At 62.1% G+C, this 15,046-nt stretch carries 9 protein-coding genes and 2 tRNA genes; 6 read left to right on the forward strand and 5 right to left on the reverse strand.

Going from position 1 to position 15,046, the window contains the following annotated elements:
- Window positions 1-213 precede the first annotated feature (213 nt).
- The 3 genes from KIH45_RS16080 to KIH45_RS16090 form a co-directional block, all read right to left on the reverse strand.
- On the reverse strand, window positions 214-2,187 hold the full coding sequence (locus tag KIH45_RS16080; RefSeq protein WP_170002884.1) for a ParB/RepB/Spo0J family partition protein: 1,974 nt from the start codon (window positions 2,185-2,187) through the stop codon (window positions 214-216).
- 104 nt (window positions 2,188-2,291) lie between these two features.
- The gene (locus KIH45_RS16085; RefSeq protein WP_213177019.1) at window positions 2,292-6,539 is read right to left on the reverse strand and encodes a strawberry notch-like NTP hydrolase domain-containing protein; all 4,248 of its coding nucleotides are present in this window, start codon (window positions 6,537-6,539) and stop codon (window positions 2,292-2,294) included.
- A 75-nt stretch (window positions 6,540-6,614) separates the two neighbouring features.
- A complete protein-coding gene (locus tag KIH45_RS16090) occupies window positions 6,615-7,523 on the reverse strand; it encodes a DUF7146 domain-containing protein (RefSeq protein WP_011413771.1) in 909 nt (302 codons plus the stop codon).
- Between the two features lie 144 nt (window positions 7,524-7,667).
- Between KIH45_RS16090 and KIH45_RS16095 the strand changes: the two genes are divergently transcribed.
- Complete coding sequence (locus tag KIH45_RS16095) at window positions 7,668-8,264, forward strand: lytic transglycosylase domain-containing protein (protein WP_213177020.1); 597 nt, start codon at window positions 7,668-7,670, stop codon at window positions 8,262-8,264.
- The gene (locus KIH45_RS19205) at window positions 8,261-8,464 is read left to right on the forward strand and encodes a DUF5818 domain-containing protein (protein WP_081432275.1); all 204 of its coding nucleotides are present in this window, start codon (window positions 8,261-8,263) and stop codon (window positions 8,462-8,464) included. The genes KIH45_RS16095 and KIH45_RS19205 overlap by 4 nt, the downstream gene beginning before the upstream one ends.
- A gap of 7 nt (window positions 8,465-8,471) precedes the next feature.
- Here KIH45_RS19205 and KIH45_RS16100 read toward each other — a convergent pair whose 3' ends face one another.
- The gene (locus KIH45_RS16100; RefSeq protein WP_011413769.1) at window positions 8,472-9,725 is read right to left on the reverse strand and encodes a tyrosine-type recombinase/integrase; all 1,254 of its coding nucleotides are present in this window, start codon (window positions 9,723-9,725) and stop codon (window positions 8,472-8,474) included.
- Window positions 9,726-9,903: 178 nt separating this feature from the next.
- A tRNA-Met gene (locus KIH45_RS16105) sits at window positions 9,904-9,980 on the reverse strand.
- Between the two features lie 130 nt (window positions 9,981-10,110).
- Here KIH45_RS16105 and mfd point away from each other — a divergent pair.
- The 4 genes from mfd to KIH45_RS16125 all read left to right on the forward strand — a co-directional run bounded on the left by mfd (window position 10,111) and on the right by KIH45_RS16125 (window position 15,043).
- Window positions 10,111-13,647, forward strand: coding sequence for a transcription-repair coupling factor (mfd, locus tag KIH45_RS16110; RefSeq protein WP_213177021.1), 3,537 nt, complete (start codon window positions 10,111-10,113; stop codon window positions 13,645-13,647).
- Window positions 13,648-13,724: 77 nt separating this feature from the next.
- Window positions 13,725-14,507, forward strand: a complete 783-nt coding sequence (locus KIH45_RS16115) for an NAD kinase (RefSeq protein WP_213177022.1) — start codon at window positions 13,725-13,727, stop codon at window positions 14,505-14,507.
- A gap of 100 nt (window positions 14,508-14,607) precedes the next feature.
- Window positions 14,608-14,682 (forward strand) — tRNA-Asn (locus tag KIH45_RS16120).
- A gap of 190 nt (window positions 14,683-14,872) precedes the next feature.
- Window positions 14,873-15,043 carry a CsbD family protein gene (locus tag KIH45_RS16125; protein WP_213177023.1) on the forward strand — a complete coding sequence of 57 codons (171 nt, stop codon included), beginning with the start codon at window positions 14,873-14,875 and terminating at the stop codon, window positions 15,041-15,043.
- Window positions 15,044-15,046: the final 3 nt, after the last annotated feature.

Genomic DNA, 15,046 nt, shown 5'->3' on the forward strand with positions numbered 1-15,046 from the left:
ACAGCGAAATAGAAACGAGACCCTCTCCACCAAGAACCTTTTCAAAGCGAACACGAGCGGGTGGTCTCGATCAAGCAGACTGCCGTCTGCTTCTGCTGCGCAGTCGCCTGGGAGCGGACTGTTAGCAACCGGCCCAAAATTTGACATGGAAAAGGCGGCCCGTCCCGATTGGGACGGACCGCCCGCCGAGTGACCTGGACCTGTCAGGAGGGGTCAGGCAGCCTGCTCGGCAATTTCGTCAGTTGCTTCCACGTTGGCCGCCTCGTCGCCTCCGTGGTCCGCCAGTTCGGCTTCTTCAGAACCGGCGAAACGCATTATAGGTGGAACCCAGGCCTGCGCCCGTTCCTTGACCTCGGGCTCGCCAATGAAGTTGCCGGAGAAGATGCGCTCGGCAGCGCTCGCCAGTTCGGCCTTCTTCGATGCGGCATAGCGACTGACGAGTTCGGGACCGCCGGCGCCATCGAGCGCTTCGAGCGTGCGAGCCTTGGCCACGCGGTCGAAGTAGTTGGCCGCCGTGGGACGCCACCAATGCGCGGTCTCGATTTCAAGTAACGAGCCAAGCGCCTCGTGCAGCGGCACCGAACGTTCGCCTTCGCACGCAAGGCTTGCAACTAGAGTGCGCGAGACGACATGGCCGAGCCAGGCCGAACGCGCCTCATCGGAAAGCGCCCGGAACCTCGCAAACCGCTTCACGTCGCATTCACCAGCACGCCAGCTTTCATCGAGCGACCCGGCAAACTCGGCCAGGGCAGCGCTCGCCGGCGCATCCTTGGCCTCAAACCCGGTGACCGGGCCGGAAGCGACAGAGCCGACCAGCGTCGACGCTTTCTTGGCGCGCCAGTCATGTCCATCGACATCGGCAAGCGTGAAGACCATGAAGTCGAGCGCCAGTGCCGGATCGTTGGCGAGATGGATCGCAAGGATGTCGCGGCGCTGCATGGCCAGTTCGTCGAGCAGGCGCTGGGACAGCGAGCTGCCCTTGGGCTTCGCCGCACCGCTCTCTTCAATGGCCTCGATCACGCCTTCGTCAGCGATGACTTCGGTCTCGGTGTAGAACTGCGGGACCAAGGTCGGCTCGCCATTGCGCGAGAGGACTAGGAAGGCACCAGCCTCGGATTTCAGTTCGTCAGCGAGGACCGGCGGCCGGTCATTGAGCGCGCGCATGGCGCGGTCGATGACGACGAGTTCCTGTTCGGCCTTGGCGACCTCGTCCTCGTCGCTGTCTTCGTCTTCGAGCACGGCGGCGACGCGGTCGTAGTCGGCCTCGAGCTCACCGAGCTCCTGCGCTTCCTGCTCGGTCATTGGCGCAGGCTCGCAGGGCAAGCGACCGAGACCTTCAACAAGGTCGTGGCTGACGTAGTTGCCAAGCGTCGGCCGGACCCAGGCAAGGCCAAATTCGAGCGCGGTCTTTTCTGCGGCTTCGTCCATGGCCTTGTGCGCGAGGTCTTCGAGCAGCGCGACATCGATCCAGCTCTCGCTGGCGTCATCGTCGAACAGTTCGCGCTCAATCCGGCCGCCTGCGGCGAGATAGGCATCGCGTCCGACAAGCACGGCCCGCGGATCGGAACCACGCACCGTGGCATCAAGCACCATGCGGCGGATCGTGTCAGGCGTGATCTGGTACCAGGCATCCTGCAGCTCGGCATAGACATGCGCCTGGCGCTCGACGTCGGAGATCGCGCCGTAGGCCTTGGCCATGTCGAGCGTGATCGTGCCTTCGGCGAGCGCTTCGAAGACGCAGGGTGCCAGACTTGCCAAACGCAGGCGCCCTTCGACGAACCGGACGGTGAGGCCGAAGCGTCGCGCTACGTCTTCCGTCGTAGCTCCTGCTTCGATGATGGAGGTGAAGGCCTGCGCCTCGTCGGCCGGGTTCATCGCGAGTCGCTGGAAGTTCTCGGCGAGGCTGGCTTCGCGCACTTCGCTTTCCTCGCCTTCGATCACGAGGCAGGTGACTTCGTGCGTGTCAGGCAAGGTGCCCTCTTCGGCCAGCGCCTGCAGTGCGGCGAGACGGCGACCGCCGGCCTCGACTTCGAATTTGCCGCGCTTTCCTTTGCGCACGACGAGGTTCTGCAGCAGGCCGCGCGCAGCAATGTCTGCCCGCAGCTGGAGGTCGGCCAGCACGTCGCTCGACTTGCGAACGTTGCGCGGGCTCGGGACGAGCTTCTTCAAGGGAATCGAATGGATCATGGGTGTTCTCCTGATGGAATGAAGGCGCAGGTGAGGATCACGAGGCCCACAAGCCCAAAGGGCTCCCTCCACTCTCATTCTGAGATTGAGGTCTGCCCTAAGGATCAGGCGGCAAGCGCGGGGAGGACCGACGAGGCTCTCGACACCGGGACGAACAGCCGCGTGCGGTAGCGGATGATCTCGGTGAAGCAGCCCTTGTTCTTGTACCAGTCGAGCCGATCGGGGGAGAAGCCGATCAGTTCAAGGCGCTGTTCGCCGCCGACCAGCGAGCGTTTCACGGTGAGTGGATCATGGCTAGCAAGGCCCAGCGGTTTGCCGCTGGCAATCACAAGCGCGCCGATCTGTTCTGCCGATGGTCCGGTAACCCCGGATAGACCAAAGGTATCGGCGATCGCAGCGAGATCGATATCGAGCACTTCGCGACCGATGATCGACTGACCATCTTCGGCAACGAGCCGGGTGACCCGAACATGATCGCCTGGGAGGCGCTTCCAGACCGGAAGCAGAAGTCCGGTAGCGAAATGGACTCGCTCAGTGACCGGTGATTTGGCCGCCTCTTCTTCCTCGGCCCGCCAGGCGCTGGTGAACGCAGAGACGCCAATTTCCTCCCAGTGGCTCTCAGCGAGTGCCTCAAGGGTCCAGTTCGCGGACTTGAGCGGGCGCAGCAGGCGCCTGCGTTCAATCACGGCCCCGTCGTCGGCGATGAGGCGACGGGCTGGAACCGACAGCGCGACCTTGCCTGACCGCATATTGCGCATCGGGATCGCGTGCCGACTGCCGATCTCGTGCATCCGCACCAGGCGCTGCAATTGCAGAGGCCGAAGGTGCCTCGTCACTTCGAGCGAGACGAGGCGGGTCTCGGCTCGGGTCACGGGATCGGTGCGCAGGAGTTCATCTGCCAGGACCGTAAAATGATCGACCCTCACGGTTTCCAGTCCCTGGTCGAGCGTTCCGGCCTCGCGCGCAGCTTCGATCCGCGCTTCGACAAGTCCGAGATACTCCTCGAAGATCGCGTTCTGGAGCGCGATCGGCAGCGCAAGAATGCGGTTGAGCCAGCGTTGGATCGTGGGGAGATTGTCGGTCAGTCCACCATCTGGACTTTCGAGCCGGAGGCCCGTTCGCTCGACGAAGTTGCCGAATGTGGTGGCTTCGAGCCTGCCGTCATAAAGCAGCTGGAACCATCGGGTGAGCGCGTCGCGCGCATAGTCGCTTTCGAGATTGTCTGCCGGGTCGAACAGGTTTTGTCCGCCGGTCTGGCGCTGGCCGCGCGTCAGCGCGCCTAATGCGTCGAGCCTTCGCGCAATGGTCGATATGAACCGGCGCTCGCCCTTCACGTCGGTGGTTACCGGCCGGAACAGCGGAGCCGAGGCCTGGTTGGTGCGGTTGGTACGACCGAGACCCTGGATAGCGTTGTCGGCGCGCCAGCCCGGCTCGAGCAGGAAATGGACCCGGCGTTGCTGGTTCCGGCAGCCGAGGTCGGCATGGTAGGAACGCCCCGTACCGCCCGCATCCGAGAAGACCAGGATGCGCTTGGTCCCTTCCATGAAGCTTTGGGCTTCGGCGACATTGGCGCTGGGGCTACGCCGTTCGAGGCGCTGCTCACCATCGCGGCCCAGGACAAGCCTGCGGGTCCGGCCCGTGACTTCGGCCACGGCGTCGGTTCCGAAATGTTCGATAATCGCATCGAGCGCAGTGGCGATGGGCGGCAGTGCGCAAAGCTGTTCGATCAGCGCATCGCGCGCAGCAATTGCGCGCGGGCAGAAAACGGGATTGCCCTCTCCGTCGCTCATCGCCTCGGAGCGAAGATTGCCGTCCTCGTCGGCGAAGACCTGCATCAATCGTATCGGGAAGCTCTTCGTAAGGTAGTCGATGACGTATTCACGCGGGGACAGATCGATATCGAGAGCTTCGCGTTCTTCCACGGTAAGGTCGGCAAGGCGCCGGTCGAGCATGGCCTCGGCGGTCGAGACCAGCTGCACGACAACCGAATGCTCTTCGCCAAGCGCTACTTCCATCGCGGGGATCAGGCTCGGCAATTTCATCGAAAGCAGGAGCTGGGCAAAGAAGCGCTGCTTGGTGCCTTCGAAGATCGATAGCGCCGCAGTCTTGGCATTGCGGTTGAGCGTGTCGCCGCTGTCCTCGTCGACCACGCGGGTTGCTTCGAGCGCCGCTTCGAGGTTGCGGTGGATGATCGCCCAGGCATCAGCATAGGCATCGTAGATCCGTACCTGTGCTTCGGTCAGGCTATGTTCGAGGATGTCGTACTCGACCCCGGCGAAGGACAGCGCACGGGCAAGATAGAGGCCCTGGGCCTTGAGATCACGGGCGACGAGCTCCATCGCCGCGACGCCGCCAGCGCGGATCTCGGTCATGAATGCCTCGTGGGTCGGAAAAGCGGTCTCGGGTCCCCAAAGGCCGAGGCGGGAAGTGTAACCGAGGTTGGCAATATCCGAAGCGCCAGTGGCAGAAGCATAGAGCACGCGGGCGCGCGGGAGATGGTTCTGCAGCCTGAGGCCCGCCATCCCTTGTTCGGAGCCCTTGGCCTTGCCGCGGATTGAAGAGCCCCCGAGCGCATTGGCCATGGCGTGGGCTTCGTCGAAAGCGATCACGCCATCGAAATCCTCGCCCGCCCAGGCAAGGATCTGGTCGAGCCGCGTATCGTCGGCGCGCCCCGAGCGCAGCGTCGGGTAGGTGACGAAGAGAATGCCTTCGGACATCGTGACGGGCTGGCCGAGTTTCCAGCGCGAGAGCGGCTGGAGATCGAGCGGCAGCCCGCCAAGCGCTTCCCAGTCGCGGCGTGCATCTTCGAGCAGCGCCTCGTTCTTGGTGATCCAGACATGGCGGCGCTCGCCTGCGAGCCAGCGATCCATGATGACTGCGGCGATCTGTCGTCCCTTGCCCGCTCCGGTTCCGTCGCCGAGGAAGAAGCCCTGTCGGTAGGCGTGCCCATTCCCCGACAATTCGAGCGAGGTGCCTTCCTGGCTGACCTTGAAGCGCCCCGGGAGATCGCGTGCGAATGCCTGGGCAGCATAGACCAGTGTCTCGCATTGCGCTTCGGACAAGAGGCCATTGGCCTGCCAATTTGCGGGGAGACGCGGGCTAACGTTCGGCTGCGGAGCCGCAACCGACCCCATGGCGACCGATTCCACGAGTGGGGTGGGATGAACCGGCGCGCCTTCGAAAGCGATTCGGCTTGGCCGGTAAGGTAGGTAGATGCCTGTCTGTTCGGGCACCGGCGCGGGTTCGGCGAGGACCGAATAGGTGAGGTCGATCGCATTCGCTGCGGCTTTTGATGTCGCTGCGAAAGGCGCCAACGGCCGGACCGGCGTGCGTTGGTTCGAAGTCTTGCCAACGAGGCGCAATGGTTTTCCGACTGGCAGGCGATGGAGGTTGGCGGATATATTCGCCCTTGGCGAAAGCTTCGTGACAAGCGCGTGGAGCGCGATCAGGTCGCAGGTATCCCCGTTGATTGCGGGCGAAGACGCAGTCGGCGTCTTGTCGATGACGACCAGGCGAACGGCAATCCCCGTCCCTGTCCGGCGAAACATCTGCTGCAAGCGAACATGGAGGAGCAGCGACGCTTCTTGCTGTGACTTGGCGAAAGTGGAAGCATCGAAGCCTTCGGGCATGATGGCGACTATCCTTGCGCCACTGGCCGCGGCCCGGATTGCACTACGAAGGTGGCGCTGCGCCGTCTCGCCATCCTTGCCGCGTTCTTGGCTACGCGCGAACGGCGGATTCATCAGGACGACCGACGGAATGGGGCCGCGATGCAGGTCGGCGATCAGTTCCCCGTCATGCGCAGTGATCGTGGCCGAAGGGAAGATGTGGGCCAGACCATCTCGTCTTGCCGGATCGATCTCGTTGAGGAGCAGCGAAGCATTCTGGAGGGAGCTCCAGAGAGCGAGGGCGCCATTGCCGGCGGATGGTTCGAGGAGTGTGTCTTGCGCGCATAAAGCTGCAGCCTTCGCCATCAGCCAAGCCAGCATCGGCGGGGTCGAGAACTGCTGGAGCTCGACCTGTGTTTCGCTGCGCACATGCCGCGGCGGCAAGGCTGCTTCGAGCCAGTCGAGCCGCGCGTCGGCTTCGTGCACGCTTGTTGCCAGATCGATGCATGAGGACTCCCTAAGCCAGAGCAGTGCGCCGATCTCGACCGCGTTGTTGTAGTCATCGATGGCCCAGGCGCTTCCCCAGTCCGGGGTGCCGGTCTCTTCGGCGAACAGCCCGGAAATGTCGGCACGGGTAAGATGCCGTCCCGAAGCGAGTAGTTCGGCAACTCGGGTGCCGATAGCGTAGGCCAAAGGCATTGACGGCAACTGCTCGCCGGTGGGAAACAGGTCTGATTGAAACATGGCAATTCGTCCTCCTGATGAAGGCATCGGGACACGCCCTCTGCCGGATCAGGAATTCGAGAAGCCCTCTCTCCTCTACGGCGCCGCCTTGCGGCGCAGCCATGCCGTGAGTTCGTCGTTCCAATCGGTGTCGCGTGATGACGGTTTGCGGACATGTACCGTGCGTCCATCGCAAGCATAGGCGGACAGGCCACGCGACGCAGCCAGCTCGCCGCCAGCGTCGTGATCGACGAAGAGATGAAGCTCGGTCACGCTCTCGGGCACACTGACGAGGCCGAAGCGCTCATTCCCGAGGGTCGCCCAGACGGGGACACCGGTGAGAGCATAAGCCGACATTGCGCTTTCAATGCCTTCAGCAAGGCCGAGCTTGCCAGAGGCCGGAGCGAAGAGGCGGACAGCAGATTCACCGAGCGCGCCAAGCGCGCGTTTCGGCTTGTCGAAAGCGGCCTTGGTATTGCCCGAAAGGAACGTGCGATGGACGGCGACCGGCCCCTCGTCGAGGCTGACTGCCGCGATCAGGGCGGGCAAAAAGCGGGTCCGTCCTTTTGGACCAAGCGGCGTTCGTGGATGGAAGCGGAGCGCTGGAGATGCGGCGAGGATGCCGCGGCTCTCAAGATATTCCTTTGCCGGACTGGCACGCAGTGGCTGTGCATCGCGCCAGATCCTCAGCGCTGCCGCCGAGGGTTTGCGGGTGCTGGTCGGTTCGGGGCCGTTGGTGGTCGCAGAAGCTGAAAAAAGCGCCGGTGCCTCGAATCCTTCACGCGCCAATGCAGACAACACGCTCTGCTGATCGCATCCCGCAAAGCAATGGAAGAGGATGGCCTGTCGGCCGAGCGACACACCGAGTGACGGCGTGCGATCATCATGCGCAGGGCAGCAGGCCATGCCCTTGGTGCCGGACCACTTGCCGCCCCGGCTTTCGCAGATCTTGCGGGCGGTGTCCTCAAGCGAGGTACGTGACAGGGTTGAATTCGAAACGGGCATACCGGCTCCATCGCCTCACAATTGCCCCTCCAACCGACCCTCTCTCCTCTCGGATAAGCACGCAAAAAAGCGTTTTCCTACACCTATTTGTTCTATTTATGTTCTCTTGCAGATCGAGGCAAGGTGAAAGGTTATGCGATGCGAATGTATCTGGTGGCCTGCGGTTGTCGTGCGCTAGCGATTGCGATAGCGATAGCGATTTCGGGGTCTGCGCGGGCGCGGGAGTTTCAAGTCTTCGACCATGACCTCAGCAAAGTTGAGGTTACAACCGACAAAGGTCTTGGCTTTAACCCGACTGCAATCGACTTGGCCAAACCAGAAGGCGGCAAGGCTTATATCGATAGAAGCTTCAAGGAAGCTTTGTACGAGCCACTCATCCGGCAAGCTGAAGCGCGATACCAATTACCGCCTCGACTGCTTCAGGCCCTGATTTGGCAGGAATCGCGGTTCAACCCGATGGCGATCAGTCCGGCTGGCGCCGCTGGTCTCGCTCAACTGATGCCGGGAACGGCAAGAGAACTCGGTGTCAGCAATCGCCACGATCCGGCTCAGAACATCGACGGTGGCGCGCGGTATCTGAAGCAGATGCTAGAGCGCTTTGGTGCGATCCATCTCGCGCTGGCCGCCTACAACGCTGGACCCGGCGCCGTGTCGCGAGCCGGCGGGATACCGAAAAATCGGGAAACGCCTGGATATGTGAAGAGCGTTATCGACCGATGGATGGCATACAGCTCGATATGACTACGAATCGGAAAAGGATCAGCGGACGGCTCGAGCATCTTCCTCGGGGAGCTGCAATTGTAACCGATGCCGGTGATCACTGGGTTCTTGAAGACTATGAACCCTCAAACGATGACTTCGGATTTGAAGTTACCGCAGAGGGTATTGTCGTCGGGTTCGACCGGCTTCGCGTCGAATGGCTTGGTCAGGTGTCCGCTTAGGAGCAGGTCAAGCGGCCCTCAAGACCGCAATGTTTTGCGGCTTGCCGCCGATGGAGTCGAGGAAGTCTGCCCAATCCTGCAACATTGCACGCCGAGGAGCGAGATATTCGGCAGCATTGTATGCTCCGCGAACTTCGTTTTCTTCGCTGTGTGCCAATTGCAGTTCGACCCAGTCTTCATGATATCGACGGATCCACATCGGGGGATCGCCGACCTCGACAAGCTGCTCATTCGCCCAGGTGCTCGCCAGACCCCTGAAGCCGTGAACAGTTTGCCGCCCGTGGTAACCGAGCCGATAGAGGCCATAGATCATCGTATTCTCTGAGAGCGGCATCTTGGGCTTCTGGCCTGGAAAGACGTATTTACCTTCGGACTTGCTGATCAAATCCTGAGCAAGAGAAGCGGCTTGTCGCGACAGTGGCACGATATGCTCGCGGCCCATTTTCATCCGGTCAGCGCCAATGCGCCATACTGGTGAAGGTCCACCCATATCTTCGAACTCGTGCTTCTTGGCGAATCGAAGCTCCTTCGTCCGCACCCATGTAAGAAGAGCGAAATTCAATGCTGCCCGGGTAATCTCGGAGCGTCTCTCACCCTCTTCTTGATATTGCCCGATCTTAATCATCAGCTCGGGTAGCTGCGCGAGAGGTAGCTTCGCCATATGCTTGACCCGAGGCCGTGGCTTCAGTGCCCCGCGAAGATGCGCAGTAGGGTCGGAATCACAAAGGCCGCTGGCAATAGCGAACTGGAACACCTGTCCAATACATTGCTTTGCCCGCCGACTGATGTCGAGCGCGCCGCGCTCTTCGATTTTCCGAATGACCTTTAGCACTTCTGGTGGAGTGATCTCATGCATCATGAGCTCGCCCAAGTCAGGAAACACATCCTGGTCCATGCGTGACCAGACACGCTTCGCATGCGCGGGATCGAGACTACTTGCTCTGTTCTGATGCCACATGGTGGCGATCGCCCTGAAGGTCTTGGCCTCTTCGAAGTCCCGACCCGGTTTGTGGACCATCGGGTCCCTGCCCTCAGCCAGCACACCTTTGGCAACTTTCTTGAGTTCTCTTGCTGCCGCTATTCCTACTTCGGGATAGGCGCCGAAAGAAAGCAGCTTCTCCTTACCGTGGTAACGGTATTTCAGCCGCCAGAGCTTCGAGCCGTTCTTTTGAACAAGGAGGAATAGACCCTCCCCATCCGCAAGCTTGTATGGGCGCTCTGCCGCCTTCGCTTTTTTGATCTGAATCTCACTCAAGGCCATTGGGGGTATCGCTCCTTTTCGCTACCCCCGGAAAATACCCCCAAAATACCCCCACACCAAATCCGGCTTCAAGCGAATGCAAGCGCACGCAAGCGGACGCGAATCGCTCACATCATTCTGTTTTAATTGAATTTTGCGGATGCATGCGGCCCCAAGCGAACCCATGCGGATTCGAGAATGGTAGCGGAGGAGGGACTTGAACCCCCGACACGCGGATTATGATTCCGCTGCTCTAACCAGCTGAGCTACTCCGCCCCGTAAGGCATCGAGCGCGCCTTGGCGCTCGGCAGGCGCGCCTCTTAGGCGCAGGTTTTGAAGGCGTCAACACCCCTTGTTTTATGCCTTGCGCGGGAACCGCCCGATAGCCAGATAGTCACCCCTAGACATGGCTGATCTTTCCAGAATTATCGCCGCGGAAAAACCGCTGGTGCTGTCTTCGCTTGCCCGCGGTGCCTTGCCGCTGGTCATGGCCGATCTTGCGCGGGCAGCGGCCCACGGCAAGGCCCCTGCCCGCGCCGTCTTCATCGCGCCGGACGAGCAAGCGATGACCGCGATTGCCGACGCTGCACCGTTCTTTGCGCCCGACCTCGAAGTGATCGAGTTTCCGGCCTGGGACTGCCTGCCCTACGACCGCGCCAGCCCTGCCCTGTCGGTCAGCGCCCGGCGGCTGGCCGCGCTTCAGGCCTTGCAGCGCAAGGGCCGCGGGCCGCAGCTTCTGGTCACCACGATCAACGCCCTGTTGCAGCGCGTGCTGACCCCGTTCCGTATCCGCGAAGCGACGCGGATGCTCGAACCCGGTGTCGAAATCGGGCACGAAGGCCTGATCGCGCTGCTTCAGCGTCAGGGATACTCGCGCTCCGACACGGCCATCGATTCGGGCGAGTTCGCGGTGCGCGGCTCTATCTTCGACATCGTGCCGGCGGGCCTCAAGTACGCCAACGACAAGGGCGAGCAGGTTCAGGCAGGCCTGCGTCTCGATTTCTTCGGCGACGAGCTGGAATCGATGCGCCTCTACGATCCCAACACCCAGCGCACGACCGGCGTTGTCGAGCAGCACCTGCTTCTGCCCGCAAGCGAGGCGCTGCTGGACGAGGAATCGATCAAGCGGTTCCGCAGCCGCTATCGCGAGCGTTGGGGCGCGACGGCGACGGGCGATCCGCTCTATCAGGCGGTTAGCGACGGCCGCCGCCTTGCGGGGATGGAACACTGGCTGCCGCTGTTCGAGGAGAAGCTCAGCACGCTGTTCGATCACCTCGGCAAGGACGACGTCACCGTCATCGACGGCAGCACCTTGCGCGCGGCGGACCAGCGGCTGGATGAGATCGTCGACTACCACCGCGCTCGCACCGAAAGCGCACGCACCAGCCCCGGCGCCTATCGCCCGCTGGCGGCAGAGGCGCTTTATCTCACGCGTGAGGAATTCGAGCAGCAGCTGGAAAGCTGGCCCGTCCACCGCACCTCGATCTTTGCAGAGCCCGAGGCCGAGCGCACCGTCGATTTCGGCTTCACCTCCGCCCGCGATTTCACACCCGAACGCACGCGCGGCGACAATGTCTATGAAGTCGCCGCCAAGCATCTCGAGGCTCAGGCAAAGGCAGGCCGCAGGGCGATCCTCGCCTGTTATTCCGAAGGCGCGCGCAAGCGTATCGTCAGCCAGCTTGGCGAAGCAGGCAAAGTCGTGCCCGTAACGGCGGACAGCTGGCAGGAGGCACTCGGCCTCGCGGCAAAGAAGAAGCCGGTCGCAGTCGTTCTGCCGCTCGAATCGGGGTTCGCAAACGACGATCTGGAACTGATTACCGAGCGCGACTTCCTTGGCGACAGGCTGGTCCGCCGCAAGAAGCGCAAGAAGGACGCCGACGCCTTCATGGCAGAGCTTCAGGCTCTGCAACCCGGCGACCACATCGTTCACATCGATCACGGCGTGGGCCGTTATCTCGGCCTCGAATCGATCCCCGTCGGCAAGAGCCCTCATGATTGCGTCGCGCTGGAATATCACGGCGGCGACAAGCTTTACGTCCCGGTCGAGAACCTCGACGTCCTCTCCCGCTATGGCAGCGGCGAGGAAACGGTGCCGCTCGACCGGCTGGGCGGCGAGGCATGGCAGAAGCGCAAGTCGCGGCTGAAAGAACGCATCCGCGAGATCGCGCACGAATTGCTCGCCACGGCGGCCAAGCGCGCGTTGCAGAAAGCGCCGATCATCGAAGCCGATCCGCAAAGCTACGATCCCTTTGTCGACCGTTTTCCTTGGAACGAAACCGACGACCAGGAACGCGCGATCGAGGATGTCATGGGCGATCTTGCCGACGGCAAGGCGATGGACCGGCTGGTTTGCGGCGACGTCGGGTTCGGCAAGACCGAGGTGGCCCTGCGCGCCGCATTCGTCGCGGCGATGAGCGGGCGTCAAGTCGTGATGATCGCGCCAACGACGCTGCTCGCGCGTCAGCATTATGCCAACTTCCTCGAACGCTTCGGCGGCTTCCCGCTCAACATCGGTCGCCTCTCGCGGCTCGTGCCCGCAAAGGAAGCCACCGACACGCGCGAAGGGCTTGAGAACGGCACGATCGACATCGTCGTCGGCACCCACGCGATCCTTTCGAAGAGCGTTAAATTCAAGCGCCTCGGCCTCGTCATCGTGGACGAGGAGCAGCGCTTTGGCGTCAATCACAAGGAAAAACTCAAGGCCCTGCGCGCCAATGTCCACGTCCTGACGCTGACCGCGACGCCAATCCCGCGCACCTTGCAGATGGCGATGTCAGGCCTGCGCGAACTTTCGGTCATCCAGACCCCGCCGGTCGACCGCCTTGCCGTCCGCACCTATGTCATGGAGTGGGACGACATGGTGATCCGCGAGGCATTGCTGCGCGAACATCATCGCGGCGGGCAGAGCTTCATTGTCGTGCCGCGCATCGCCGACATGGCGCAGATCGAGGACTGGCTGCGCGAGACGGTGCCCGAGGTGAAATACGTCTCCGCCCACGGCCAGATGTCGCCGGGCGAAGTGGAAGAGCGGATGAGCGCATTCTACGAGAAGAAGTACGATGTCCTGCTCTCGACCACGATCGTCGAATCCGGCCTCGATATCCCCAGCGCGAACACGATCATAATCCACCGCGCCGACCGCTTCGGCCTTGCCCAACTCTACCAGCTGCGCGGGCGCGTCGGGCGTTCGAAGCTGCGCGCCTATGCCTATCTGACGACGGCGGCGGACAACCAGCTTTCCGAAGTCGCGGAAAAGCGGCTCAAGGTGCTCGGCGATCTCGATACCTTGGGCGCGGGCTTCCAGCTTGCCAGCCACGATCTTGATATTCGCGGCGCGGGCAATCTGCTCGGCGACGAGCAGTCGGGCCATATCCGCGAAGTCGGGTTCGAACTTTACCAGTCGATGCTGGAAGACGCGATTATCGCGGCCAAGGCGGGCGAGATGGGCCTTGAGGAAGACCGCAGCGGCCTGAGCCCGCAGATCACCGTCGATGCGCCGATCATGATCCCCGAGGACTATGTCCCCGACCTCGCCGTGCGCATGGCGCTCTATCGCCGACTGAACGAGGCGAAGGACAAGGACGAGATCGAGGCGCTGGCCGCCGAGATGATCGACCGATTCGGCCCCTTGCCCGATCCGACCGAGAACCTCGTCAAGCTTATCGAGATCAAGCAGCAGGCCTGCGAGGCGAACATCGCCAAGATCGACCTTGGCGCGCGCGGTGCGCTCGTCACGTTCTACAAGGACGAGTTCCCCGATCCGGTCGGCCTCATCGCCTATGTCGAGCGTCTGAAGGGCACTGCGCGCCTGCGGCCCGACAACAAGCTGGTGATCGAACGGAACTGGGGCGATCCCAAGTCGCGCCTCAATGGCCTGTTCCAACTGACCAAGGGCCTGTCCGGCATCGTACGCCGCTCCTCCAAGGCGAAGGAACCGGCCTGAGGCGTTGCCCAGAATCGTTGCATTGGAGGGGGCCGGCCCATAGTCGTGGTGCCAAGCCTTTGACGGGGGAGTCGCAAGTGGCGAAGTACGAGAAGCTGGCGTTGTCCGCATCGCCGACCGAAAAGGCGCAGAGTGCGGCGAAAAGCCTGCGCAACTGGTTCGACTTCGTCAGCATGGACGAAGCCGACGCGGTCGTCGTGCTGGGCGGCGATGGCTACATGCTCCAGACGCTTCACCAGATGATCGACGATGGGCGTATCCTGCCTGCCTATGGCATGAACCTCGGCACTGTCGGCTTCCTGATGAACAAGCGTGAGGCAAGTCGCTTGCCGATCCTTGACCGCGTGAACCGCGCGCGGTCTTTCGACGTGTCGCCGCTCGCGATGACGGCGGTGACCCAGTCGGGTGAAACGCACCGGATCTGCGCGATCAACGAAGTCTCCCTGCTGCGTGAAACGCGCCAGACCGCAAAGCTTGAGATCAAGGTCGGCAAGAAAGTCCGCATTCCCGAGCTGATGTGTGATGGCGTTCTGGTGGCGACGCCGGCCGGTTCAACGGCTTACAATTTCAGCGCGAACGGCCCGATCCTGCCGCTGGGCTGCGGCCTGCTGGCCCTGACCCCGATTTCAGCCTTCCGTCCGCGGCGCTGGCGCGGTGCAATCCTGCCGGACCATCTTCCGATCGAGATTCGTATTCTGGAATGGGAAAAGCGTCCCGTCTCCGCCGTTGCGGACCAACGCGAAATCCGCGACGTCGCCAGCATTCACGTCGAGGTCGCGCATGAGCGTGATCTGACGCTTCTTTTCGACCGCGGGCACAGCCTGGACGAGCGGATCGTGGGCGAACAGTTCGCGGTTTGAAAAAAGGTGAAATTTGCTGCCTGAACGGGGTTGCCAAACTCTTTTGCGCCCCATATAGGCGCACCCCTGCCCAGCAAGCAGCGCCCTTTTAAAGGGCTGCTCCCCGATAGCTCAGCGGTAGAGTAGGTGACTGTTAATCACTTGGTCGTTGGTTCGAATCCAACTCGGGGAGCCATTTTCTTCTTCATCGCCAGAAGCAGCAGGCTGTAAAGTCCGTCTTGCCATGCTTTGGCCGCATTGCTGCGGTCAGCGGCATCTTACGTCCGACAAGCCGCGCGCTTCTCCGGATACACCCGCCACCTCAATACGTTGATTAGTCAAAGACCGGCGAAAGTCGCCAGTTATCAACGAATTGGAGAACCACCATGGGTGAACTTACAGAGAAGGTTAAGGGCAACGTCAACGAAGCCATCGGCAACGTGAAGCAGGAAAGCAACAACCCTGAAACGCGGGCCGAAGGTCGCGAGCAGGAAGCCAAGGGCGAAGCTCAGCAGTTCAAGGGTGAAGTCGAAGGTAAGCTCGGCAACGATATCTGATCG

The sequence above is a fragment of the Croceicoccus gelatinilyticus genome, assembly GCF_018398395.1.
In the GTDB taxonomy this organism is placed as follows: domain Bacteria; phylum Pseudomonadota; class Alphaproteobacteria; order Sphingomonadales; family Sphingomonadaceae; genus Croceicoccus; species Croceicoccus gelatinilyticus.

Bases quoted from the DNA above. Each gene is read 5' to 3' on its own strand.
- mfd (WP_213177021.1), top strand. From the start codon at position 10,111: ATGGCTGATCTTTCCAGAATTATCGCCGCGGAAAAACCGCTGGTGCTG.
- KIH45_RS16090 (WP_011413771.1), bottom strand. From the start codon at position 7,523: ATGCCCGTTTCGAATTCAACCCTGTCACGTACCTCGCTTGAGGACACC.
- KIH45_RS19205 (WP_081432275.1), top strand. From the start codon at position 8,261: ATGACTACGAATCGGAAAAGGATCAGCGGACGGCTCGAGCATCTTCCT.
- KIH45_RS16100 (WP_011413769.1), bottom strand. From the start codon at position 9,725: ATGGCCTTGAGTGAGATTCAGATCAAAAAAGCGAAGGCGGCAGAGCGC.
- KIH45_RS16125 (WP_213177023.1), top strand. From the start codon at position 14,873: ATGGGTGAACTTACAGAGAAGGTTAAGGGCAACGTCAACGAAGCCATC.
- KIH45_RS16085 (WP_213177019.1), bottom strand. From the start codon at position 6,539: ATGTTTCAATCAGACCTGTTTCCCACCGGCGAGCAGTTGCCGTCAATG.
- KIH45_RS16095 (WP_213177020.1), top strand. From the start codon at position 7,668: ATGTATCTGGTGGCCTGCGGTTGTCGTGCGCTAGCGATTGCGATAGCG.
- KIH45_RS16080 (WP_170002884.1), bottom strand. From the start codon at position 2,187: ATGATCCATTCGATTCCCTTGAAGAAGCTCGTCCCGAGCCCGCGCAAC.